The 26,679-nt window shown below is 30.5% G+C and carries 21 protein-coding genes; 12 read left to right on the top strand and 9 right to left on the bottom strand.

The window, feature by feature from the left end:
- Positions 1-40: 40 nt before the first annotated feature.
- Genes T384_RS0103370 through secG form a run of 3 tightly spaced genes read right to left on the bottom strand, consistent with a single transcriptional unit; the run spans position 41 to position 4,427 of the window.
- Positions 41-1,900, bottom strand: coding sequence for a hypothetical protein (locus T384_RS0103370; RefSeq protein ID WP_027119847.1), 1,860 nt, complete (start codon positions 1,898-1,900; stop codon positions 41-43).
- A 25-nt stretch (positions 1,901-1,925) separates the two neighbouring features.
- Complete coding sequence (gene rnr / locus T384_RS0103365) at positions 1,926-4,157, bottom strand: ribonuclease R (protein WP_027119846.1); 2,232 nt, start codon at positions 4,155-4,157, stop codon at positions 1,926-1,928.
- 42 nt (positions 4,158-4,199) lie between these two features.
- A complete protein-coding gene (gene secG, locus T384_RS0103360; RefSeq protein ID WP_027119845.1) occupies positions 4,200-4,427 on the bottom strand; it encodes a preprotein translocase subunit SecG in 228 nt (75 codons plus the stop codon).
- Positions 4,428-4,540: 113 nt separating this feature from the next.
- On the opposite strand from secG, the gene T384_RS0103355 reads away from it, so the two are divergent.
- Positions 4,541-4,879: a hypothetical protein gene (locus T384_RS0103355; RefSeq protein ID WP_156933127.1), complete on the top strand. Its 339-nt coding sequence runs from the start codon at positions 4,541-4,543 to the stop codon at positions 4,877-4,879.
- Here the strand turns inward: T384_RS0103355 and whiA are convergent.
- The 3 genes from whiA to T384_RS0103340 are packed head-to-tail and all read right to left on the bottom strand — an operon-like array spanning position 4,863 to position 7,527.
- Positions 4,863-5,786, bottom strand: coding sequence for a DNA-binding protein WhiA (whiA, locus tag T384_RS0103350; protein WP_027119843.1), 924 nt, complete (start codon positions 5,784-5,786; stop codon positions 4,863-4,865). The two genes, T384_RS0103355 and whiA, sit on opposite strands and share 17 nt — an antisense overlap.
- Before the next feature lie 53 nt (positions 5,787-5,839).
- A complete protein-coding gene (locus tag T384_RS0103345; RefSeq protein WP_027119842.1) occupies positions 5,840-6,781 on the bottom strand; it encodes an NAD(P)/FAD-dependent oxidoreductase in 942 nt (313 codons plus the stop codon).
- A 47-nt stretch (positions 6,782-6,828) separates the two neighbouring features.
- Positions 6,829-7,527 (bottom strand): GntR family transcriptional regulator, encoded by a 699-nt coding sequence (locus T384_RS0103340; protein ID WP_027119841.1) that lies wholly within the window; start codon positions 7,525-7,527, stop codon positions 6,829-6,831.
- A gap of 195 nt (positions 7,528-7,722) precedes the next feature.
- On the opposite strand from T384_RS0103340, the gene T384_RS0103335 reads away from it, so the two are divergent.
- Complete coding sequence (locus tag T384_RS0103335; RefSeq protein WP_027119840.1) at positions 7,723-9,234, top strand: hypothetical protein; 1,512 nt, start codon at positions 7,723-7,725, stop codon at positions 9,232-9,234.
- 3 nt (positions 9,235-9,237) lie between these two features.
- Complete coding sequence (locus T384_RS0103330; protein ID WP_027119839.1) at positions 9,238-11,493, top strand: Z1 domain-containing protein; 2,256 nt, start codon at positions 9,238-9,240, stop codon at positions 11,491-11,493.
- Here T384_RS0103330 and T384_RS0103325 read toward each other — a convergent pair.
- From T384_RS0103325 to T384_RS06365, 3 genes are all read right to left on the bottom strand, one after another.
- Positions 11,490-12,719 carry a hypothetical protein gene (locus tag T384_RS0103325; RefSeq protein ID WP_027119838.1) on the bottom strand — a complete coding sequence of 410 codons (1,230 nt, stop codon included), beginning with the start codon at positions 12,717-12,719 and terminating at the stop codon, positions 11,490-11,492. The two genes, T384_RS0103330 and T384_RS0103325, sit on opposite strands and share 4 nt — an antisense overlap.
- Positions 12,720-12,834: 115 nt before the next feature.
- Entirely contained in the window at positions 12,835-13,110 is a 276-nt protein-coding gene (locus T384_RS0103320; protein ID WP_027119837.1) for a hypothetical protein, read from the bottom strand.
- Positions 13,100-14,776 carry an Rnase Y domain-containing protein gene (locus tag T384_RS06365; RefSeq protein ID WP_052663482.1) on the bottom strand — a complete coding sequence of 559 codons (1,677 nt, stop codon included), beginning with the start codon at positions 14,774-14,776 and terminating at the stop codon, positions 13,100-13,102. The genes T384_RS0103320 and T384_RS06365 overlap by 11 nt, the downstream gene beginning before the upstream one ends.
- Positions 14,777-15,210: 434 nt before the next feature.
- Between T384_RS06365 and T384_RS0103310 the strand changes: the two genes are divergently transcribed.
- From T384_RS0103310 to T384_RS07605, 9 genes are all read left to right on the top strand, one after another.
- Positions 15,211-15,819: a hypothetical protein gene (locus T384_RS0103310; RefSeq protein WP_156933126.1), complete on the top strand. Its 609-nt coding sequence runs from the start codon at positions 15,211-15,213 to the stop codon at positions 15,817-15,819.
- Positions 15,777-16,256 (top strand): DDE-type integrase/transposase/recombinase, encoded by a 480-nt coding sequence (locus T384_RS0103305; protein ID WP_027119835.1) that lies wholly within the window; start codon positions 15,777-15,779, stop codon positions 16,254-16,256. The genes T384_RS0103310 and T384_RS0103305 overlap by 43 nt, the downstream gene beginning before the upstream one ends.
- A gap of 538 nt (positions 16,257-16,794) precedes the next feature.
- Positions 16,795-18,117: an integrase core domain-containing protein gene (locus T384_RS0103300; protein WP_027119834.1), complete on the top strand. Its 1,323-nt coding sequence runs from the start codon at positions 16,795-16,797 to the stop codon at positions 18,115-18,117.
- A complete protein-coding gene (locus T384_RS0103295; protein WP_027119833.1) occupies positions 18,110-18,415 on the top strand; it encodes a hypothetical protein in 306 nt (101 codons plus the stop codon). The genes T384_RS0103300 and T384_RS0103295 overlap by 8 nt, the downstream gene beginning before the upstream one ends.
- Positions 18,416-18,673: 258 nt before the next feature.
- On the top strand, positions 18,674-19,921 hold the full coding sequence (locus T384_RS0103290; protein WP_027119832.1) for an ATP-binding protein: 1,248 nt from the start codon (positions 18,674-18,676) through the stop codon (positions 19,919-19,921).
- Positions 19,922-20,321: 400 nt separating this feature from the next.
- Complete coding sequence (locus T384_RS0103285) at positions 20,322-22,850, top strand: DEAD/DEAH box helicase (protein WP_027119831.1); 2,529 nt, start codon at positions 20,322-20,324, stop codon at positions 22,848-22,850.
- Positions 22,810-24,288, top strand: a complete 1,479-nt coding sequence (locus T384_RS0103280) for a hypothetical protein (protein ID WP_027119830.1) — start codon at positions 22,810-22,812, stop codon at positions 24,286-24,288. Before T384_RS0103285 ends, T384_RS0103280 begins: the two co-directional genes overlap by 41 nt.
- Before the next feature lie 59 nt (positions 24,289-24,347).
- Positions 24,348-25,367 (top strand): hypothetical protein, encoded by a 1,020-nt coding sequence (locus tag T384_RS0103275; RefSeq protein WP_027119829.1) that lies wholly within the window; start codon positions 24,348-24,350, stop codon positions 25,365-25,367.
- Positions 25,368-26,433: 1,066 nt separating this feature from the next.
- Positions 26,434-26,679: transposase (locus tag T384_RS07605; RefSeq protein WP_036499021.1), on the top strand; the 246-nt coding region annotated here is incomplete at its 3' end.

Raw genomic sequence — 26,679 nt, 5'->3', positions numbered from 1 at the left:
AAATCAACTAATAAAATCAACAATTTTACAACAGTGTTCCCTAGTTATGTTCGGGATTAAAAAATAAAATCTGCAAGTTTTGGCGACTAAAAAATCCAGTGAGAGTTTTGACATATTCATTGACAGCATCTTTATTTGAATAATCAGACATTTTGAAACGGTAATTTTCAATTACATAATCAAATTTGATTTCCTTTAAAACCGCAATTTCATCACTGCCAATACCGCTAACAGATAAACCAATTCCTTGGTTTTTGATATTATTCAAGTTTTTAATAGTCACCGCATCAAATTGCTGAAAATTTTCAAATTCAAAAGGAATATTTAAAATTAACTTTTTAAAGTTGATACCTTGCTTTTCAAGTTTAGATAAAAAGTTATTTAGATTAAAATTAGGATTACTTAACTCGTATAACGAATAATCAATCACCAGTTTTAGTTGTTGACTAGGGTGAGATAAAACATAGGCTCGGATTACCCGCATTGCCATCAAACGGATCAAAGTACTTTTAAGTTGAAGCGAATCAATCGATCGGACTATTTTTAATTTGTTAAAAATAAGTTTTGCTGGTAAAGCCGCTTCATAATAGAAAAAATGTTCTTTAGGATTTTGCACACAAGAGTAGTTTTTTAAAAAGACTTGAAGATTTTTTACGTCCATTTGTTCAGCTAAATCACTATACAAATTAGCCGTTGTTTGCAATAAATGAAACAACTTAGGGTTATAAACTTGAATTAGGTTTTTGTTTTTAATTTGATCGTATTGCTTTAAGACGTTTTCAGTTCTAGTAATCAACTGGTTAAAATCACACGAGTGAATCCCATAAATCGTTGCTGCACTATGAACTTGAATTTCATAAATTTCTTTATTATAACGAACCTTTGTTGGAATACTTCGCAAGATTTTTTCATATTCAACAAACATATCCCCTGCCATTCGGTTGGGTAGTTCATTCCCTTCATACATTAAATTTAAATCTGTGTTCTGATTATTAAAGGGAATAAAAACCCCGTGATGAACGGCTTTTGAAATAAATCAATTTAATTTCGTTTTAGAAATGTTTTCAAATTTAGAAACCAAGTTTTTAGTCAAACGTGTCACAATTTCGTCATATTTGTTTCGGCCATCAACAACCGGAATTTTTTCACTTCCAGAAAAATCGAAAAGCATCAAAAATCCACGTTGATAATTATTGGAACTGACTTGATTAGCCAAATAATCATTGGCGTAGTGTGATAAAACAAAATGGTTTTTGTCAAATTGAATGGCCTCAGTTAAACGTTCGGTTTTACCCACAAAATTGACAATGACATTACCAATAAAGTAAAACAAGACCATAAACAAAATGGCGACCCAAGGCAAAACGTATGCGGTTTGTACCAAAGGTTCGGGCACAATTAAAAAAGCAAAAATTAACGAGAACAAAGAAATTGGTAAACTAATTGCCATTGCTCAGAAAAATCGTTGCAAGCTTAACACCCGAATAAACGAAATTAAAGCACCATTGATTAACAATACAATAAACAAGTAAGTAAACAAAAGCAACCGTTCGTGATTGGCAACATTAAATAACATCGAAGATATTAAATAAACAATTGTTGCTCCAGTATATAAATAAGATGAAGTGAAAAACCCAATTACGACAATGATTGCTAAATCACTTACAAACCCATAATTCGCTTCCAAGCTAATTTGGGTGGCATTAATCAATGGACTAGCTAAACCAACAATCAGACCTAAAATAAAATAAACTAACCAACGCGTTTTACGCATTAAGGTTAGATTATGAATAAATTTAATTTTTTCGATTTTTTTAGCGAAATATAAAAAAGCAATGAGAAATGCTATACCGACTAAAAGAGTCACTAAAGTACTGGTAAAGAAGCCAATATCTAACATTTGCTTGATTAAACCTGCTTATTTATTATTCTTTTGCTAAAACAAAATCAATCTTTCGGTCATGTAAGTTTGTTGAAGCAACTTCAATTTTAACTTTATCACCTAAAGCATAACGCTTCCCATGACTTTTACCAACTAAAGTTGATGATGGTTCATCATAAGTGTAAAAGTCGTCATTCATATTAATCACCCGAACTAAACCATCAACGGTATTGGGTAATTCAACAAACATTCCATAATTCATAACAGAAGAAATGATTCCTTCAAATTTATCACCAATATGTTTGCCCATGTATAAGCAGAACATGTAAGCGTTAACAGAACGTTCACATTCCATTGCTCGCGTTTCACCAAGATTAGATTGTTCGCAAATTGCGTTCAACTTATCGGCTAACATTTTGCGTTGTTCATCACTATAAGATTCTTTATCAAATAAATACATTCACAATAAACGGTGCACAATTAAATCGGGATAACGACGAATTGGCGATGTGAAGTGCGTGTAGTGTTTACTTGCTAAGCCAAAGTGGTGAATGTTAGTTGTATTGTAGAAAGCTTTTGCCATTGCTCTTAATAATAAACGATGAATAATTTCCAAATTAGGATTATTAGGGTTTGATTCTAATCAGTGAGCAATTGTTCCTGAGTGAATTTTAGCAATGCTGTCTGTAATCTTGAAGTCTAAACGTTTTGCTTCTTTACTAAAGATTGCTAATTTTCTTGGAGTTGGCTTAGGGTGAACTCGGAATAAGAACGGCACATTTTGTTGTGTCGCAAATTGGGTCACAGCTTCATTTGCAGCAATCATAAACACTTCAACCATAGCTTGTGCTTCTTCGTGCTTACTTATGGAGATGTCAGTTGGAATATTATTTTCATCCAAGACAATGACTGGTTCAGGAATTTCGAATTCGACATAACCACGTTTGTTTAAAACGGATTTTAATGTTGTTGCTAATTCGCGGGCAACACCCAACATCGATTTAACCCCTTGTGGATCATTTTCTAATTGGCTAACACCACTAAAGAATGCGTTAACTTCGTCATAACTATAACGACGTTTACTTTCAATCACAGCAGGATATGCAGTAGTTTCAACTACTTTACCTTGGTGATCGTAAATAATTTCACTAACCAAAGCCATTCGCTTAACACCAGGGTTAATTGAACATAAATCATTCGATAATACTTCAGGAAGCATCGGAATAACTTTATTTACTAAATAAACTGAAGTAGCCCGATTAAAAGCATCATTATCTAAATCAGAATTAAATGGAATGTAATGTGATACGTCAGCGATCGCCACAATTAATTTAAATCCGCCTTCTGGTAATGAAACACCTTCAGATGATGCATCTTTAGGTTGTAATTTAAATCCTTTTTCCAAACGTTCAACATAAATTGCATCATCTAAATCTTTAGAAGTTGCAGGGTCAATGGTAACAATATCTAAATTCGTTAGATCACGACGCAAATTCATTTGCTTTTCGTTTAAATCAAGTTTTAATTCGTGGGCTTGGGCTAAAGCTTTGGGATCAAATTGAGGTGTAATTCCATTATCATAAACGATTGATTCGATATCAACGCCTAAGTCATTAGCATTTCCAATTACATGAACTAAACGGGCAGTTGCTTGGCCGTTTGGTTTTGTTTCGGCAATTTCAAATAAAATCTTATCGTTATCTTTTAAACCGTAATCTTTATCTAGAGTTACTGTTAAATACAATTTTGGGTCATCAGGATAAACCACATGTTGGCTCCCATTAAAGGTATATTTACCAACATATTTAGATTTATGTCGAGTGACAACTTCTAAAACGGTAGCATCTTTTAGATCTCTAGTAGCAGGTTTATCTAAAAGCGCAAATTTTACTGTATCGCCATTTAAAGCGCCGTTCAAGTTTAATGAATAAACAAAGTAAGCGGCCCGATCTTGGTTGGGCAAGCGGATAAATCCACAATTGCGGGCTCCAATTGAAATCGTTCCTTCTTTAACATCATCCATTAAAGCTGGTGCGTCTTCATATCCTATAACAAGTTTATTGTTCTTTGATAATTGACGAACTAAACCTTTAGCAATTAAATCATCAATTGCTTGATAGATTTTAGTTTTATATATTTTTCCGTCTTTCGAATCGTGACGGATTCCGTTCTTATCACTTAAGTTACGAACGACAATTCCCGGAGGAATTGGGCGTCCTTTTTCGTTCTTAATTAAATCTAGTATTTCTTGGGCAAATTGGTCAAGCTGGTTCATCGTAATTCCATTATTCGTAAATTAAACATAACCTAAAATAAATTAAGAAAAGTGAAAAACTAGACCAAGAATTAAAAACAAGAGCATAAACACAAACATTACTATTTGCAAACCCTTGATAAGTCCACGATCTTTAGTCTTTTTGAAAATTTCAAGATCTTGTCCAGATAACGAAGCTAATCCGCCAGTTGTTCCTGAATTGGACAATAATAATCCAATTAGTAAGGAAAAAACAGCCAAGACGAACATGATAATTTGAATTGGACCCATTTGGTACTCGTTCTAGTTTTCTTTCTAATATAAGTAAGTAATGTGTTATTATGATAACATAACAATTAATATATACAAGATTCTCTTTAAAGTTGGGATTTTTTTTCAGGTTTATGAACAGCTATTTTATGAATGTAATCAAAGAATGATTTTGCATCCCGAAAAACCACTTTCGGTTTAAGCCTTATGCCAAAATTGAAAAATATGCCACTAATTTTAATTATCAATTAGTCGAATTCTCAACTGCTGCAATCAAAAAAACCAATCATTATCCATTAGCTATTTTGTTTCATCCGATTACGTTTGAACAAAAATATCAAGAACACTTAAATAAAAACAAAAAAATTATTTTAGTAGGACCATGACACGAAATGAAATACTATTATCATTACTTACGTTTTCACAATTATAAAGTCTATTTGTTAAAACACTTTCCTAGTGAAGTTGTTTAAATAACTCTTTAATTTTATTTTTTAAGTGTGCAACCCCGCTTCTTGAAATATTCGTTTTTAATCGTGAACTCATTTCAGCCGCTAAAGCCGCTAAAGACAATTCTTGCTTTTCTAAAACGATTTGACAAAAGACTTGCAACTTAAGGGGCATTTTTTGTAACTCATTTGCTTGTTCTAAAGCCTGAATCATCACAAAAATTTCGTTAGAGCTACTAACTGTTTTTTTAAGATTAGAGATATCAAGATTATTCAAGCGTTGCATGTTGTTGGCTAAATCACGACCAATCCGCAAGTCTTCATATTTAAATAAAGTTTCAACACTTCCCATTAAACGTAAAACGTCCGCAATTGTTTCTGAGCGTTTCAAATAAAGGACATAGCGCATATTTCTAGTAATGACTTGGGTTTTATTAATACCGAACTTTTTTAAAATTAAATTAAGAAAGTCAATATAAGTTTTGGAATCCGAAACAAACTCTAAATGATAGTTTCCGTTTTGTGGATCATTAATACTACCACGGCTTAAGAACGCACCAACAACAAAAGCGCGTAAGCAATTTTTATCTAATCCTTTTAAAACCAAAGGTGCATTTAAATCTAAATCAGTACTTATTTGTTGGAAATTCCCCACTAAAGAAACACTGATTTCTCTTCTCGTAGTTATATTTTTTGGTTGATTGAGAGAAACTTTAAATTGCTTAAAATCATAAAGTTCTTTTAGCCATTTAATTAAAAATCGTGCCAAGAAAGAAAAATGGGTTTGAATTTTTCAGGTGATTGTTCCCAAAATATCTTTTTGGGTTAAATTGTTCAACAAAAAAGAGCGCAAAAGATATTTTACGCAATCAAGTTGAAATTCCTGGCGACATAATTCGCTTTTAACTGTTTCACTAAATGTTTGTCGCATATAAACCCTTAAATACAAAAAAAACAACCTGAGTTGTTTATCACAAAATTAATTTAGCAAGTTCGGTTAAGGTGTTCTTTTACATTCAAAGCCGCAATTGTCCCGTCGCTAACAGCGGTAGAAATTTGCCGGTATTTTTTAACAACACAATCGCCAACACCATACAGACCCGGAACTTTAGTTGCGGCATCTTGGTTAGTAACAATAAATCCTTCGGGACTTAAAACATCTAATCCGCTAAGAAATCCAGTCGCAGGAATTGCACCAATGTATGGGAATACACAATTAACTTGTAAGGTTCTTAAACTATTATCTTTAACAGAACGAATCACAAGCGCTTCAACATGGTTAGAGCCTTGTAATTCGTGCGGAACATAAGATAAACACATTTCCACGTTTTTCATTTTCTTTAATTGGTTAACCGCGAAAACATCAGCACGGAATTCATCACGCCGGTGGACGACATAAACTTTAGATGCAATTCCAGCTAAATACATTCCTTCTTCAACTGCACCATTACCACCACCAATAATTGCAACTGGCTTATCTTTGTATAATGAGCCATCACAAATAGCACAATAACTAATCCCTTTATTTAGATAATTTTGTTCATTTGCTAATCCCATCGGACGTTCGTTTGTTCCGGTGGCAACAATCACGGTTTTAGAAATCAAAGTTTGACCATTTTGAAGATAAGTTAAAAAATATTCTTGGTTTTTTTCAATTTTAGTAACAGCTGAATATGTTACGGGAACTTTTAAATCATTAAGTTGATTAAACATAGCAATTCCCAAATCAGGACCTGTTGTTTTTGAAACACCAGGATAATTTTCTACAAAACCAGTTTTTAGCATCTTCCCACCAGGAGCGCTGCCTTCTACAACCCGAACCTTGATATTAGCCCGCGCTGCATAAATTGCTGCAGTTATGCCGCCAGGTCCAGCTCCAACAATTACAAGATCAAAAAGATCTTCGTTTCCATCAACTTTATACATAAATACTCCTTGGGGTGATTCAAATTAACCTTTTTTAATTAAGTTAATTACGCTGACAAAGACAAACGAGAAGTTTGAATAATTGCTTTCGGGTCAAATAAGACAAGTCTTGATAGTGCTAATAAATCTTTATCAAAATTAAAATGTGACATATAGCTTGTTAAATAATGTTCTTGCTTTAAAGTATATCCTGCAAAGATGTCTTTAACATCTCCCATTTGAACAACTACTTGTTCTTGATCAACAACGGGTTGACCGTTTTCAGCAAATAATTCAAAAGTTTTTAAATCTAAAAATTCGCTCCGAAAAATTTTAATCAAATCATGATTTAACATCGTATCTAAAACATAAAGAACTTCTTTTTGTTTGTTGTAATACGTTACGCGTAATACTTTTGCAAAGTTATGACCAAAGAAATCTTTTTCTTTAGAAATGGATTGAAAGATTTCAACGTCCCGTTTTCGAAACGGACTTTTCATTAACCATTCATGTTTTACTGAAGCTACTTGTGGATTGGCAACACCTTTGAGTAGACCATCTTTATAATTCCGATTGACAAAGTAGCCTGGAAAAGTAACGTTATCTAATAATTGAAAGGCACATAAATTAGCTAAAATTTTACGAACCAATGAGCGGGTTGCAGAAAATTTAACTGCTAATTGATGTTCTGAAGGTATTCGCTTTGATAAATTTCACTCGCCACTTTGGATCTTTAAAAAGATGTATCGATAAATTGCTGATTTCATTATAGCCTCAATCTTACCTGTAGTTATTACGCTTAATCCCTAATATATTTATAACACTAATTAAATAATATTTAAGTAATGAATTGGAAATGAAATTATGGAGGGATTTCTCGTAGTTTGCTGTTACAAATAACAAATTATAATAAATAAATCAATTTTGACAAATTTATTAATGGAATCTGGAGAAAACAACCCATGGAAACTAAAAGCAATCGCTTATGAACTGAATTATGTAAAGACATCCCATACGACCCCGCATACGCGATATCTCACCTCTTAGATCCAAGCGTTTTTCACTTTATTAGCCGACCTCAAGATGATTTCAAAAAAATCACCTTTTTTTTAATTTACGATGCTGCAAACGAAAATAAAAGAATTTTAATTTTTGATAATGGAATGGGATATACAAAAGCTGAAATCCAAGATTTTAACAATTATGAAACTATTGCAGCCAAAGGGTGAAAGCAATGGTTTCGGGCTTTACAATGACTTGGCAATAACACCAAGATTTACAACCAAAAAAAAGATGAACAAACTGGAACCATCATTTCTTTTGAAACAAAGCGAAATCATTTTAGTCAGCTTAGTCAAAGCCAATGTCCAAGTAATGAATTTTATTCCCGAACAAAATTTAATCATGGGGTTTTATTGCAAATTAATGAGGCTAAAACGTGAACTTTAAAAGAATTTCAAAACATCGTTAATACAGTAAATAAAATTTATCAAAAATACGTAAACCTAGATAAAATTAATTTTCATGCAATTTACCGAATGGAAAATAAATTCTATGATTGCAGTACAAGTGAACCTGTCGAAATTGTTTCTTATCGAAAAGCAGAACCTTTTAAGCCAATTAAAAAACCTGAATTATTTCAATTCAACAAAAATCAAAAACAAGTTATTATTAACGAAAAAATCGATTTTGAAAATCGCACCATCAGTATTAAAGGAATTGCTGGAATTTTAAAAAATCCAGATTATGAAACTGCGGGCATTTATTGTTATAGCGGGAACAAACTTGTTCTAGGAGCCAAACCCAATTCCAATTTTAAGCCTGCTCCAATTTTTGGAAGCAATGAAGATGTCGAATATAGTTCACTTTATAGTGAACTAGAATTTTCGAATTTACCAGTAGCAATTACTGGAGATAAATTTCAAATATCAGCAGAAAATTGAAACCGAATCACGTTGTTATTAACAAAAATAATAGGTAAACAAGGAGACTTCAAAACACCTGATAAACTAACAACGCAAGTTAATACTGTTTACCAATCAACTAATGTTTTGCCAATTGCTACAGTCGAACAATATAGCACAGTCAGCGAAAACATTATTGATGCTTTAAGATCAACTAACGCGATTATTGATGTCCAAATGGAAACTGTCAAGAAAAATAAACGCGAAGCAAATTTATATTCAATCAAAGACGAATATGGCAAAGAATATAAAATTCAATTAATTCGGGCGAGCAATCGTGAAGCAAGCGGATATTGAATTAAAAAGAAATATGTTGATGATAGCATTGTCGTTTATTTCAATTTTGAACACCCCTTCTTTCGGCCTATTATTTCCAACAAGCGTTCATATAATACCTTTTGTGAATTCGTTATCTATTATGTGATAGCTGAAGAACGAGCAATTGTTGAAGGATGTAGTGTAGAAGAATTAAAGTTGTTAATTGATAATTACTTAAGAAAAGGTAACTAATATATGGATATTTCTCAAGCAATAAAAACCGCAATTGCTCAATTTGGTGCTTCCAATCATGAAGAGCACTTCATCAACTACTGTAAACAATCCGGAATGGATGATATTGCTATCAAGAAAATTATGACAAAAGCCAATGATGTAATTACCACTTTAGGAAACAAGCCAAATGGTTTAAAAGGGCTTTTAGTAGGCAAAGTTCAATCCGGAAAAACAAGTACTTTTTCTGCATGTATTTCTCGGGCATTTAGTATGGGTTATGACATGGCCATTGTTTTATCTGGAAGAGATAACGTTTTAAATAAGCAAACCTTTGATAGGTTAAAAGCAACTTTTACCAAAGATGACTTTTCTACCGGAATTAACGTTTATCAAGTTAAAGAAGTAATTGCAAGTCAAGATAATAAAACTCTAGTTGATGAACTAAATAAAGCCGTCATTAATAAACATAAAACAATTTTTGTTAGTTTAAAAAACCAGCAAATTGAAAAATTGATGGAGCTGTTGTGCATTCCCCTTTTTAAAAATGTCAAATTTTTAGTAGTTGATGATGAAGGTGACTTGGCTTCTTTTAATACTGCAGAAAATAAATCAAGTGAATCAGCAACTTATCGAATGCTTAATGAAATGCTAAAAAAGATTGATAAAAATTTTAGTTTCTTATCAGTGACAGCAACCCCTCAAGCACATATTTTATTAGCTCAAAGCGATTATATTAAACCCGATTATATTTTTACCATCGAACCTGGTGAAGCATACATGGGACTAAATGATTTTTTTGGTCGTGATTATTTGAATTACATCATTCGGGTTTCCAACGAAGAAAAACAAGCAATCGAAAACGAACGTGAACAAACCCCTGAATCGTTTAAAATTGCCATTTTGTATTATTTAGTAGCTGCAGGAATTTTTCATTTAGAAAATAAAAAAATTCAAAAAACCGCAATGCTTGTTCATACAGCTAAAGAAATCTTACGGCATAACATGATTGCTGATAAAATCAATTCCTATAAAAAAACCTTGGAACGTTTTTTAAAAATACCAGATTCTGGTGAGGGTCAACGCCTCATTAATCAAATCAAAAAAATCTATGAACAATACCGGACACAAATCCCGTGACATGACCGATTTATTGATTTATTAATTTGCCATTTAAACTTTACTTCGATTAATGTTGTTAACTCTGAAATTGATGATCCTTTATACAAGGATACACCAAACAATATTGTTGTTGGATCTGCAATGATTGAACGGGGTGTTACGTTTAATAATTTATTAACAACATATATTACAAATCGCGCCGAAGATGCTATTGCCATTGATACTGCATTACAACGGGGGCGCTGATTTGGGTACAGACGTAAATACGAACACTTGATGCGTATTTTTATGTTAGATCATTTATTAACTAATTTTAAAGACCAAATTTTAGATCACGATAACTATTTATGAAACGTTTTAATAGATGCTGAAACAAAGCATTTGCCATTTAATCAGATTGAAAAAAAATTATTGATTTCAAGCGATGATTTAATTGCTACACATAAAGTCAAACAAGCCCGCATCAATTTTGAACGTTACTTAACTAATAGTAACTTAAATCGTTCTCCAGCCCAACGAAAATATTGTGATTATGTTTTCCAGAAAATTGTTGAGGACCCACAAACTGCTGATTTTCAAGTAGGTGATGGTAATACATTTAGAATGTTAAAACACGTAGATATCAAAAAAGTCAAGGAAATTTTTGGTCTTCCAGATTATGCTGAATTCTTAGCTGATGCTGTTGGGGTGTCTGAAATGAATTGAGATATCTTTGTAAACGAAGTATTATTACAATTTGAAAGCAAAATTACGATTGCAATAATGGACAACAATTTAGCAATTTCCAAGATTCGTAAACGAATGATTCACGAAGACGGATCAGTGGAATTATTCCAACCTAAAAATGTTACCGGCAATAAATACGTTGGTGATAAAGATTGACATAAAGTACCTGAATTTGAAGATAGTTTAATCTTTCAAATCCACAATATTTATTTAGAAACAACCCACCGGTTGCAAAAATTTATTGCCATTGTTTTACCAAGAAAAATTCAAACAAGTTTTGTTAGTACAAAAGAACCAAAAAAGGTCTTACCAACTAAACAAACCGAGTTTTCGAATGAAATAAACCAAACTAAACAACAAAGATCAGTAGATCTTCAAACCGAAGAAACTACTGATCTCTGTGAACAAACAGACGTTAAAAACGAAAATTAAATACCACCCAAAACTTTAACGGCAACAATGATTAGTGGAACAACAACAACTAATCAAGCAATAATGGCTAAAATTCAAATAAAGGTTATCTGCATAACTTTTTTTTGAGTTTTTTTTGCTAGTTTATCTAACTTTTTTTGTTGCGCAAGAATCTGGTGTTGATTCAAATTCTGTGTTGATGATACAGCATCTTCTTGTTTATTAAGTTGATGGTTGTCATTTTGAAGGACAGGAAATTTATTGATTGATTGCGGTTGTTGTTTATATTGGGCTACTTGGTTATTAAATCTTGAACCAAGTTTATTTGATAAGTCGGAGTTATCATCCAAACTTTGAATATTTTGCATAATTTGTGACATGTTTATCGAACGATTAGGCGTACCAGTTATTTCGGGAATCGAACCACTATGAGTTTTAGTTAACTTAGTAAGAGTTGAATTGTTTTCTTTAAAAACAGGTTTTAATTCAAATGTTTTTGAACTTCCTTGATTATCTTTTGCTGGAGCAATACTATATTGTTGAACAATTGGAGCACTCAATTTTTCAACTCTTTGGGTTGGACTAATTTCATCAAAAACATCAATTTCATCATCATCCAAAACATCATCGGTCGACAAAGTTTGTTGGTTTGTTTCTAATAACTCAGTTAACGATCCAGATAAATCTTCTTCATCTGCAAATGAAACATCAGATTGATTCTTAGCAGAATCTAATAAGGGTTCGGTTTTAACATCGTGTAATTCTTGAGAAACTAGTTCTTGGGTTTTTCACTTTTGCTGGGGAAATTGAACTCCGTTAAATTTCCGATCTGACAATGAATTTTCATGCGGACTATTTTGCAAGGCATCCGAAGGTAATATCTGATCAGATAAAACCTGATTATTTTGGGAATTTAATTCATTAGTTACTTCTTCTGAATATAAAGCAGTTGGACTATTAGTTAAGTTTGAATTCTTATCAAGTTCAAAAGTGTCAGTTTGATTGCTATTGAAATCCTTGTTTATCAATGGTTCGTTTGGATTTTTATGATTATACGCAGACTGGTGAAAAACACGATCTTGATTATCTGTGACCAGATCTTCTCATTCAAAATTAGTGCTTTTATGATCGAACACACTTTGTGGTTGACTATTTTTAAGTTTTTGGGATTGGGCTTTATTGCGTAAATAAGCCGTTCTTGCACCTAAAGGTCGGGAGTTACTAGAAAAATCATTTGTATTGGACATATTGATCCTTTGCTAAAAATAGTCTAAAATTACTTCTTAAATTATATATATTTGGTTGATGATTGGCTTGTTAATTAACTGATAATTTAACTTTTCATAGAAAGCCGAATAAATTTTAAAACAAGTCTTTAAAAACCTGAAGTCTGCGCCCAATAATTCCTAAGATAAAAATACAGCTTAAAACAATGGCTGCAATTGATAATCCTAAATTAAGGGTGGAATGTCCAATGCTTGTTAAATTAGTAATGGCGATAACCAAAGCAACAACATTAACGAGCACTTGAAAACCGACAACAATTAAAAGCTTTTTTTTACTAATTGAGTTGGGAATAAAAAAAATAGCAGTCGTGATAATCAAAAAAACTCACGGAATAATAAGATTAGGATTCATTATTTACAAACTCGTCATAATGATTTGCAGGAGATTCGACGGAGAATGAATTTTTTGCACGTTGGTTAGCAAAATCTTCAATTCGCTTTTCACGGATCATCACAACCCTAATTTGATGCTTATTCACTAATTCATCAGCCTCAATTGCCCGTTGAATTTCATACATTAAAAGTTCTAATTGTTCATCTTTAATTAAATCTGGTTTCACAACGATTCTAACAATCCGCCCTGATTGTAAAGCGTATGCTTCAGAAACACCGTTGATTTTTTTACAAATTTCTTCCAAACGTTGAACCCGCTTGATGTAATCACTGAAGGAATCAATTCGTGCTCCGGGACGAGCAGCTGAAATTGTGTCTACTACTTTTACAATGGCTCCGTAAATTGATGATGGCTCAATTTTATGATGATGCGACTCAATAGCATTAACAATGTATTCAGGTAAATTAAACCGTTTTGCAATTTGAACACCAGATTCAACGTGATCATAATCTTCTTCAAAATCTACTGACTTTCCAATATCGTGAAAGAAAGCAGCCCGTTTTGCTTTTTCTGGGTCAGCTCCAATTTGCATCGCAATACTTGATGCTAAATGAGCGCATTCAAGGCAGTGCTGTAAAACATTTTGACCATAACTATAACGGAATCTGAGACGGCCCACAATTGGATAAATCTCTGGAGAAAAGTCATAAATTAAAAGTTTATCTTCTAATGCTTCACGACCATACGTAGTTACACTAATTTCAAAGTTTTCTTTTTCGGTTTGAAAAAGGGATTCGATTTTAGCTGGTTCAATGTTCTTTGAACGAATTAGTGAATTTAAAAGATTAACAGCAATTTCACGACGAATGGGATTAACACATGACAAACTAACTTCGGATTGTTTTTCAATAATCATATCAACCCCAGTAAGGGTTTCAAATAAGCGTTTGTTACGACCTTGCTTACCAATTAAACGTCCTTTTAATGCCTCATCTGCTAAAGCAACGGTTGTAACTGAACGTTGGGCAACAATATCTTCAGCCATTCCTTCCATTGCGTTAATCAAAATTGCTTGCGCTTCGGTTTTCAAATTATCTAAAACCCGAGTTTTTTCATCTTTATAAAAACGGTTTAAATTGACACGCATATTTTGATAAACGTTTTTCATTAAATATGTTTTGGCTTGATCAACTGACATATTAGCAACTTTACTAAGTTTTAAATTTTCAAGTTCAAGCGTTGTTTCCAATTCATATTTTTGGTGTTCGTATTGTTTTTGCACATACGCTAATTCTAATTGCTGTCGTTTTGTCTTTTCAATTTCTTTTCTTAATGATGCTTTGAGCTCATTCAATTCATCTAAATAATTTTCGCTGACTAATCCGGTTGTTACTTCTTCGCTTCGAATGTTTTTTGAAACTTGGTTTTGAAAATGATAAACCGGAACAGGAATGGTATTTTTGTTTTTTGGTTGGTTATTTATGTTATCTTGATATTGCAAATTATCATTTTTAACTTTTTCTTTTACTGATTGCTTTTTATTAACGTTTTTATTTTTCTTATTTCGTTTTTTAGTACGCAAAATAATCAACGTTAAAATTAAGACAATTAGTAATACTCCAAGTACTATAAAAATTGCAAAAATATATGGATTAGTTGGATTATCGTATAGTCATTCGAACACAAAAATGGTCCTTTGGAAATAAAGGGAACCAGATAAACACAGACAGTATAACGAATAAAGTATATATTGATATTTTAAAAATAAACAATTTTGCGTATTATGACTTCATTTTAAAAATAGAGGAAAAGAGTAAATTTGCCTTTCAGAACTTCTGTTTTAAAAATAAATTCCAGCTAATTTTGGGTCGCACAAATTTTCGCAATAAATTGTGTATGACAGATACATATCGGACTCACAGTAATTTAAAATAAAATTCATTATATATAACTAACTAAAGGAGAAAATAATAACCACCCTCATGTTTCCGCAGGAATGGTTATCTTGAATATATGTTATTCACTAATAAATTATATCTATTTAAGATAAGAAATAGTAAAGAAGATAAACCTAAAACTTTAAAAGATTTTCCAATACATTTACGTTATGGATATTGAATGGCAAATTTTCAAAGCGCTTTTGATGAATATGCGAAAGAAATATCTTTTGATGATAAGATCTGAAAAAAAACTATGGCTCGAATTGAGTTCGTTGTTTCAATTTGAAAAAGTGTTTCTGACGACATCACAAAAACTTTAAAAGATACTTTAATTGCAAAAACAAAAAATCAGCAACAACATTCAATTAAAACTATATCGATAATGCGGTCAAAGTTTTTCAAATTTCAAAAAGAAATTTTTGAAGAATTAGGAAAAATTTGTGAAATCAAGAAAAAACGTGAAAATGCATTTAAGAAGGTTGTAATTAAATCAACTAAACCCCATCGATTAAATATCAAGTACAACGAAGAATTACTTAAAAAGATTGCGACTTCATTTGATAATCAAATGAAACAATCTGGCAAAAATGCCGATGATTTTAGAAGGCTTTTAAACGATGGAATTATCACTATTCCTAATACTTACCAGACTTTAAAAAATATCGGGAAAGCAACGATATATAAGGCCTTATTTAAATTCTCGATGACAAAGATATTTAAAGTAAAAAAACATCAAGAATTCAATTGAAAACCGCCTTGCCTGGTGTTCTTGGGCGCTTACAACTAGATGTTAAACATATTACCCAAAAAATGAATAAAGCTAAAAAGAAATTTTATGTAATTGATATGGTGGACGAAGCTTCACGAATGTATTACGGGATGCTTGTCGAAAGCGCTGGAACTAAAGAAATTTTAGAAGCTGTAAGACAAGGGATTGCTTATTTTAAAGCTAATGGAATTATTGTCAATCGAATTCGTACAGACCACTGCAATATTTTCAAGAAAAAAATATTTATGAAAAGCAAAGAATTCAGAAAATTTCTTGAAGACAATAATATTCGCCACCAATATATTCCTTTCCAAAAACCCCAATACAATGGCTTAGTCGAAAGAATGCATCGTATTATTAACGATGAACTAGTTTATGCTTTTTTTGGATCGTGGTGACAATTTAGAAAGCTTGCAAGAAATTTACTCGATGTTTATTGGAAGATACAACTTTAAAAGATACCGTTGTTATTCTTGAAGGGTTGGAAGTAAAATCAGACGTATGTACAAAATCCCTTACGATAGGCTTCAAGAATTAATTGTTTACAACAATCAGTTAAGCGAAACTCGATCAAGTTTATAAATGCAAAAATAGATTAGCAAATTATTACAACCAGAAATGGTTATATCTTTTCATATTTTGTAATTTTTAATTTTTTGGTAAATCTAACTTAAAAATTTCAAAATCTGACTTTTTTTTCTAAAATTTAATCAACTGGGATGCGGAAGTCCGTTATCTATACAGGATCAACATCTAGAAAAAAATTGATATTAAAAAGAAATAAAAATATTAAAATTTACGAACCGAGATTTAGATCCCTAAAGTTGTCCGTTATGTCTATTCCATTAACACATATGCACCTTATATTTGCAGAAGGGATATACATAAGGGACAAGAGAAATATGGGAGGCTAGGTGGGGTTAAAGCCACTTAGATCCATCATCAAATCTCTAACCGTATTTAGTAGAATAAAGCATATAGGAAATATTAAATATGAATTATGAAAAATTAATAATACCTCTTCCAAAAACACAAAAGCGAATACTCTCAGACGCAGAAGTCAATGAGTGTATTAAAAACCTTGACCGCAAAATAGGAGATGAGATTAATCGGTTCTTAAAAGAGGAATCTGATAAACACCATAGTCAACGTGAAGTTACGTTGGCCGAATCCCACCACATGGCGGACGAATTAATTACAGTCTTTGATTTTGCCAAATCGGTATATGCAATTGCAGTTAAAAAAAATTTAAGTCTCAGAAAAGCCATTGCGCATTATCAAGTAAAGTACCGCAAACGAAAAAATTACGGTAAAAATAAATTTTATCAGTTCCGAAAAAAACTAATTGAGTTCTGCTGAAATCCAAGAAGCATTCAAAAGTTAATGCGAAAGTCCAAGAAACCGAAAAACATTACCCTTCGTTACAACGGCTTTGTACGAACTGAAATTATTCAACTTTATAAGAAAAATGATTTTATTCAATATCAATTAGATGCAGAAGCTTACAAAAAAGGCGAACGCAAAGAAAAACCCCTAAGGTATAGTTATAACTTCAATGATTTTGTACATAATTTACGAAAAGGATTTCTTCCGTTAAAAACATTAGATGGAAAAATTCCTACGACGCTAACTGCTAAAACTGTCCGAAAAATATTAATAGAAGGTGGAGTTTTCTTGAATGAAAATAAATATGTGAAACGCCACCATTTACGGCATTATGATATCCCGTCATGACACTTACAATTTGATGTCAAAATTATTGGATCTAAAGATAACAAATTCGGCATTCCAATTTACATTGTTGATTGTATAGACCAGCGAACATCAATTCCGTTCGGGCAAATCAGTACGCAGGTTCCTAACACCTTTCTAATTGAAACAATGGATAAAGCAATTGAGTACTACCAAAAGTTTTTCCCGAAAATTTTTAAAACTAGAACTGACCATCAACTTTCATTTAAAAGGACCGAAGCCTTATCTACCGGGCAATGAAATGAACTATTAGCAAAACATGATATCATTCACGAATACTCGCGGTGAGGACAGCCACAAACGAACGGTAAAATTGAGCGTCACCATCGAATTATAGATAATGAATTTTTACATATCTTAAACAAGTGTGACACCATGGAACAAGTCCGAGAGGCCTACAATTTATGAATTCAGAATTATGCCACCCAACGCCATGCCACATTCAAATCTTGAGATAAAGAAAACCAAAAATGAATCACGCGTGTAATGGTTCCGGTGGAAGCAATTAATTTCAAGTTTTACGATAATCCCATACATCAAGAAAAGCTAAGAGAAAATGCCTAAAAATAAATGAGTTGATAAAGACGGTAATCCGTTAGAAGAAAAAGATGGTAACGATTTAACTGACGATGAATTTTACGAAGAATTACAAAGGTGAACTAAGAACAAAAAAGTCGTCGAAGAAAACGAAAAATACATTTACACGAAATATGTATTGGTAAACGGATTCATTGAACATTACATCGAATATAAAAAAGGTTACGGGGTGAAAGATTGCGTTAGAATCTATGCGACCTTACTTGCTAAAAAGAAAATCAATGAGGGGATTACTTTAATCGCCTTAAAAGACCGGAAAAATTAATTGTAAAAAATTTTAAAATTTTAAAATCTTAAACACTACTAAATCCTGTCCCTTATGTTTATACCTTTAACATTTTTGATAATTATCATTTAACTTAGTGCCCATATAATTAAAATATATTAAATGCACGATTTATTGAAAACTCAGAGATAAACACTCGTTAAATAATCTTATAAAATTAAGGTGACAAAAATGGAATATAAAATACGGCAAAAATGGAATATTAGATTCGACAAATATGGAATCTTATAAAGAAAAATGTATAATCAACATATGATTAAAAGAACAATTAAAGAAAAATTATTGTCATACGTAAAGGATTTTCCAGTTACTTTAGTTACAGGAGCACGACAAGTAGGGAAGTCTACTTTATGTCTTGAAATAAAGGACAAATTTAATTGAAATTATGTTTCTTTAGATGTTAAGGAAAATCTCAATTTGGCTACAAAAGATCCAAATCTTTTTTTTGAAACCTTTCCTTGTCCGTTAATTATTGATGAGATACAAAAAGCACCTTCATTATTTTCTGAAATTGCTCCTTTGGTGAATGAATCAAGATATAAAAAAGAAAACCCAAATGGGATGTTTATCTTGACGGGTTCTCATCAATTTGAGTTAATGAAAAACGTTTCTGAATCTTTAGCAGGAAGAGTTGGTATTTTAACTATTCCAACTCTGACATTTAATGAAATTCAAAACCGTGAAGCTAAACCATTTGAAATTATTCCTAATTTACTTTTAACTAGAAATGATTCTGAGTTTACCCGTCAAAAATTACTAGAAAGGATTATTCGCGGGTCTTATCCTGAATTATATCGGATGCCACAATTGGATTCAGTTCGGTTTTATGAAAGTTATTTAAAAACTTATTTAGAAAAAGATGTTAAAGAAATTTTATCAGTTCAAAATAAAGCGCTTTTCAAGAAATTTTTAGGTCTTTTGGCAACTTATTCAGGCTGTGAATTAATTTATGCTAATTTGGCTAAGACACTTAATATCGACATTAAAACTGTAATGAGTTGAGTTGGCATTTTAGAAACTTCAAATATCATTTATTTATTACAACCTTATTTTGAATCATCATTATCAAAACGCGTTATAAAAAGACCTAAAATTTATTTTAATGACACTGGCTTAGCGTGTTTCTTGTTGAAACAAAATGATCCTGTCACCTTAAGTAAGGGAATTGCAGCAGGACATTTAATTGAAACTTATGTTATCAACGAAATTATTAAATCCTATCTTAACGAAAGTGTTTTGATACCTAATTTCTATTATTATCGGGATCGGGATCAAAATGAAATCGATTTAATTATGCTTAAAAACGGTTCATTAAATCTAATTGAAATAAAATCCGGAACGCGTTTTGATGAATCTGATGTTAAAGCTTTCAGAAAATTAAACTCATCTGAATATCAGATTGATAATTGCGCTATTATTTGTACAACCAAAATAATTTATCCAATTAATAAAAAAACTTATGTTTTGCCTGTTTCTGTAATTTAAGTCATTCCATAGTAAAAATTAAACTAAATACAAAACAATTTAATTAAAAAATCATTTGTTCTAGGCTTTATAGAAGCCTTGTCATTATCTTTATTAAGTTTTTTTACATAATTCTATTAATTAATTTAATTGATGTTATACTTTAAACACCACAACGTAAACACATTGGGTGTTTGCCCTCGTTGTGGTTAACTAGGCATGCACCCCTATATTTAAAAATTAGCAATAGTTTTCACTATTGCGTTTTTTTATGTATAATGTACTAACCACAACGAAGTCGTATTGCGACTCACCCAAAAAGGTTCTATTAACATATCTAAGTAGGGTGCATGCCTAGGTTTTTTTAAATAATAGTTATTATTGTTTTTAAATATTTTCTATTTGATTTTAGAGGTATTATATGACATTTACATTGTCTTTGAATGTAGCTGATTATGTAAAGGAAGAAAGAAGAAACAAAATTCTTGAATTTTGCGACGAAAAAACTCATAAAGTAAAGATTTCAACCAATGAAATGAATATTGAATATGATCGTAAAGACGCTAGAAATATTAAAAAGCTTAAGAACGTCAAACTTATTTATGAGAAAAAAAATGGTGGAATCAAAATATTAGTTGGAGATTTAGGATGCTGCTATTCTGGACAATTTGGCGGCGAATTTTACGCTAAAAAAATATTTGATGAAATGACACCTTTCGTAAATATTAATGCGGTGACTGCTGATATTAAATTTACGTCTATTGACACAATAACTTCTATTGAGACAGTGCAAGACAATTTAAAAAAACTATCAGATCATCCTAATTTTCTATTTAACTTAAGTCAATTTGATGAATTTATGGAAATATTCAGATTTTACAAAACTTTATCAAACGAACTCAATAACAATTATTCTTTTGAAATTAGTGAAATTTCCGAGCCATATTATTTTATTTCCGAAACAAACAAAGATTTAGATTCAGACTTTAAAAAGGAAGTAAAAGATCAAGCCGGTGTTATTAAAGGGTATCAGTTTGACGAGTCAGTTTTTAATCATCTTAATAACAATTTAAAAGATGAGGTTAAAATTTTAGTAGATGTTAAATTTGTTGGTTCTAATAGCGACATAGGTAAAATTCGTAAAATTGGAACTGATAATATTTATGTTAGTAATTTAAAAAATGTTACAGAAAAAGATGCTGATAGTCTTGTACAATTTTCTATCACCAATATTTTACTGAACAAAAAAGAAGTCATTTTGTCAGGGGAATTTAAAAATAAAGATTCATATGATGTTGATTTTAAATTCTTAAATCTATATGATATGGGTCAGAAAATCAAAATTGATTCAATTGAAAATTCTTTAAAACTAATTAATCAAGGAGCAGCAGGGCCAGCCTCAGAATTGCTTGAATATTTAATTGGTGATGTTAAAATGCCAACAAACAATACTAACCAGTTGAAAAATGAATCTTATGAAAAATATTTATCATTGTTAAATGAATCTCAGCGAAAAGCTTTCCTGATGGCCACTGATGGATCTCCAATAAGTTTAATTAAAGGACCACCTGGAACGGGTAAAACTCATGTAATAAATGCCATTGTTCGATACATAACCCAAGAGTTGGGAGAAAAAGTTGTTATTACTTCCCAAACTCATATTGCTATTGATAATGTTCTTGATAAATTAATTGAAAATTATGATGCAGTAATTCCTAAGCGAATTACAAATCGAAAAAATCGATACGGCGAAGAAGAAATTGACAGGACTTTATATAGAACCTGAGGGGTAAATTTTTCTTCTCATAATAAGCGGAGCAAAAATACTAAATTAGCAAATTTTGTTGAAGAGTCTTTATCCAAATTTAAAGGAATTGAAAAATTTGATTATTCATCAAATGTTACGCAAAACGATTACTATGTAATTGGAGCTACAACCACTACTAGTTCTATTTCAGGAAAAAAAGGAATTGAACTCCTTAAAGGACATGACTGGTTAATTATTGATGAAGTTTCCAAATGCCCGATAACTGAAGTTTTAAGATACTTGCCCTATGTAAAAAAAATCATTATGGTTGGAGACGATTTTCAACTTCCTCCTTTATTGGAATTTTCTAAAAAAGATGTGAAAGATTTAGAAGCATATAACGAAGAAAAATTTGAAAAACTTAAAACTATTTATGAACAGTCTGTATTCGCTAAAGTTTTGCAAAAAGCTTTTGATGCTGATCGAGTGGTTTTGCTGAATGAAAATTACCGCTCAGTAAAAGATGTTTTAGCATTGTATAACTTGTTTTATGATAACCAATTGAAAAATAAAAGAGAAATAGTTAAACCTAATAAAGTGCATTTTATATCTGAAAATAAAAAATTTTGTGAGTTTGCTGAAAAAGACATTTTCTTTATGGATGTTAAAGGAGGGCAAGAAGCTAAAGACGGTAATTCTCGATATAATAGCGAAGAAATTAATGCAACAGAATGGATGTTAAGACGATTAATTGAACAAGTTCAGTTTCCAAAAGATGTGACTGTTTCTGCTATTTTTCCTTATGCAGCACAAATAGAATTATTTCAAAAAAGAAATTTAGAGCTGATTAATCAAGCTAAAAAGGTTTTCAAGTCTTTTGAAATTGATACTGTAGATGCATTTCAAGGCAAAGAAAGTGACATTGTTTTACTAAATACAGTTGTTACAACTTCCGACTATAATTTCCTAAATGATTTTCGTCGTATTAATGTTTCAATGTCAAGAGCTAGAGATAAGCTAATCGTTTTTGGAAATGAACGTACCTTATCTAACATTGAAATGTCATCAGGTAATGGTCGTAAAAGAAAATATTTTAAAGACATAATTCAATTTATTAAAACTCAAGGATATAAATTTGAATACAATAATGGAGAAGTTAAAAATGAAACAATTAGAAGCAAAAGTTCGTCTGAACTTGCCTAGGAAGAGTTATAAGATTGTCTTAGAATATAATACCTATGAAAAGGTTACGTTTGATAAATTTATTCTAGCCAATGTGCTAATGAAAACTAAAAATAAAGATGAAATCGATGAATACATTAATGATTTAACTGGGAGCGGTTCTTTGAATTCATATTTTAAAAAAATTATACAAGAATTAATCGATAAAGATGACGAAGATCTTCTTAGAATTGTTAACGATTCCTTATATCCTATTATAAAAATTGATAGGGGTAATCAATTTGTATTTTATCCATTATTAAATATTTCAAATATAAGGAATGAAATCATTACTGGGAATTTGTGTGATAATGAAGATTATTTGACAAATGCATTGTTACCTAAAAATGTCACTTTTAAAAGAATTGATTTTGAAGAAATTGATCAAAATTCAAATAAAAGCAATTCTGATGTGTATGATATATCCATTTCAGAGAATCAAATTTTTATTAAAATGGTTGATAAAAAATTTTATGAAATTTCTAAAGAAAATTTTGATGATATATATAAAAACGATTTAGATAATGAGCTTGAATATAATGGAAAAATATGCACATTTTTTCCTGATGATGTAGATAATTGAATTTCTTTAGATAAAAATACATTCAATCTTTTTAACGACACAGAGCACAATAAAAGATTTTTTCCATACTTTAACAATAATAAAAATTTGTTTATGATTTATCCTGAATTTTTAAAGGAAATCAAAATTATAAAAATTTTTAGTATGTATTTTTATAAAGAAAAAAAATATCTTTACATAAAAGAAAATATTAATTTTGTGGAACAAGCTATATCACATCTTTTTGATACTAATGCTATCAACGAAATAAAAACTAAAATTTTGCTGTCCTTAATACAATGTTGCTCTGATTTGACTGCACAAAAGGTAATTAATTATGTTTTAACACAAAAAGATTCAAAAGAAATATCATTAACAGGATTAGAGTTAATCAAAAAGGGTATTACAAAAGGTTGAAATGAAACAACTTTAATCACTATTAAAAAGTTTATACCTATAACTGCATCAATTGAATTAAGTTATATTTATCAACTGTCTAAAAGCATTAAATGAACAGATGAAGAATTGCTTTTAATTGATAAAAAAATATTAAACCCTATTGATATGAAACGTCGAAATAATTACCAAGAAAATATTATAAATATCAAAAAACAAATAAACCAAATGCTTGGAGAGATGGATAGTTCAGGAATACGTGAAGAAATGAAAAAACTTCCTCAAAAAGATTCAATTTATAGAAAAGTACAAGATTTTTACAACAAAATTAAAGCTCATAATCGAATTAATTTGGATACTCTTTCTTATGAAAAAGTCAATGAGAAATTTCACTTTGTTAAATCTATTTTTGAAGGTGTCTACAATATAATTAAAATTCGTTGTGAGAAAAATAAAAGATAGATTTGTTTATGCAATAAATGAAAAATGCTTATTTTACTTAAATAATTGAAGGAATTAAAATGCGATACTTATTTTTCGATACCGAATCTTCAAATTGCTATGGTGGAGTTTGCAAATTATGTGAATTTGGTTATCAGTTATTCGATGATAACTTTAATCTTTTAAAAGAGGGCAGCTGGGCATTATCACCTGGTGAACCTAAAAAAAATCGGTTTGACCTGAAAATTTATGAAAGAGATCCTGAATTTAAATATTCTCATTCATATGAATATTATTTCCAACAACCGGAGTTTCCTAAATTTTATCAAAAGATTAAATCACTTATGTGTAATCATAATACGCTATGCTTTGCTTATGCCTATCATAACGATATTATTGCCTTGCAATGAGCTTGCAAAAGGTATAAATTGAAATACTTAGATTTCAAATGTTTTGATGTTCAAAAAATTTATCAAATCAATATGGCTTTAAAAAATCCTGAGAAATTAGCTCATGTCTTCTTAAAACTATTTGGTGAAAATGATTTAAATCAAATTACCGCCCACATGCCACAAGATGATGCCAAAATGGCTGCAATGATTTTTCAAGAAACTTGTTTTTTAAAAAAGAAAGCGCCTTGAAAAATTCTTCAAGAACAAAAGGACTTTGAAGTTAATTCTAGAGAATATTTTTTAAACTGGTATCAAAAGCAAGATGAAAGGTTAAACCGGGCTAACTGCACTCGCTTTTATAAAGAAGCTTGTGATAAATACAAAGATTTAATAAACCTTGAAGGTTATATTGGTAAGCGTTATAAAATCGCAAAACCCATTGACTACAATTACAAAGATTTAAAACAATTGCTAATGTATCTTGAAAGTCTTTCAGGCATTATTGTATCTAAATTAGATGATGCAGATTATTGTGTTGTAATAAATCACAACGATATTAATTTATTAAAAGAAAATTTAATTGAATATAGTCATCTTAAATTTATTGTGAAAAGTGATTTAGATTACAAAATTAACGGTAAACTCGAAGGAAGATCACAAATTGTAAAAAAACAAAAACAAATATTAAAACTAGATAGTAAGTACTAGCTAATAAGGCTAGCAATAATAATCATTCAAATCAAAAAAACCCTAATAACGCCAACTATAAAGGTAAATAATGATTTGTTAAAAGTTTTTTAAAAAACAACAAAAAACGGAAAGCAGATGTTTGAAAAAATAATTCGCCAACCGTTTTTTAGCCATTTGTTAGTATATTTTTAATTTTTTTAAAATTAAAATTATTTAATAAAAAAATGATGGATTTGTTGGTGTAATAGTATAGATTTAAGCGTACCGAATTTAATTTGTCATTAAAATTTTTGAAACAAATTAAATCTCTGCTGTAATCTATACTTAAATTTCTTGTCACTTATGTTGAGAAATTTGACTATAGGTTATTATTATCGATATATATTTTTATTAATTCACGAAGCATTTGCTGAAAATATTCGACATAGTTTTGAATTGATAAAAGTTTACCTCGACTATTTTCTTTGATTTTTGTGCCATAATAATCGATTCTTACAACATCGCCATTATTTTTTAACACCAAAAATTATTGTTTCACCTTTAGTGTTTGCTAATGCTGAAAAAGTTTTTAGCCACTCAAATTTTTCAGATTAGTTGTCATTTAAAAATGTCTGCAATCCTTTGTTTTTAAATTCGAAATTTTCACTTTCAAATATGAGTTGCTCGTTAACTTTTTTATATTTACTTAAAATTTGTTTTTTTAGTCATTATGGTTTTTGCTTTCAAATTATTGAATGCTTTTTTATGTTAAATTTAACATTAAACTTAACATTAAAATTTAACATTAACATTAAACTTAGTATTAAAAATTTCTAAAATCATCACTTAAAAATTTCCTACTTATTGTTGGAAGTAGTGAAATAATTATTTAAATTGGTCATCGTTAATATTTCTTTTATTATTTGAACTTAAAGACGATATTTAATTTGCAATTATTTCAATATTAGTATTTTTGACAATCATTGTTAGTTTCTAATAATCTTAATCTAGCAGCAAGTTGCTTTATTTTTGGTAGTAATGAAATAAGTGTGTTAAATTGGCATCGTGTTAAAATTCAAATAATTAATTAAGGATGATTAACAAGATGGCAAAGAAAATAACTCCAAAACCACCTAAATCTGAAAATTATCGAAAAGTAATGGACCAATTTAACCAATTGGTACTAGGAAACCCAGATATTTTTGATGCTAGCAGTGCCAATAGTTTAATTAAATCAATGACAGAAGTATTTTCTGAACCACTGAATGCACTTCTTAAAGCCGAAATGGATGAACATTTAGGAAGAAGCGAATACGAGCGTTCTGAAAACTCCAATCGCCGGAATGGTTTC

Source organism: Mycoplasma testudinis ATCC 43263, from assembly GCF_000687795.1.
GTDB classification, from domain to species: Bacteria; Bacillota_I; Bacilli_A; order Mycoplasmatales; family Mycoplasmoidaceae; genus Mycoplasmoides; species Mycoplasmoides testudinis.
The sequence above is the reverse complement of the archived record's forward strand: the minus strand, read 5'-3'. Positions and strand labels throughout refer to the sequence as shown.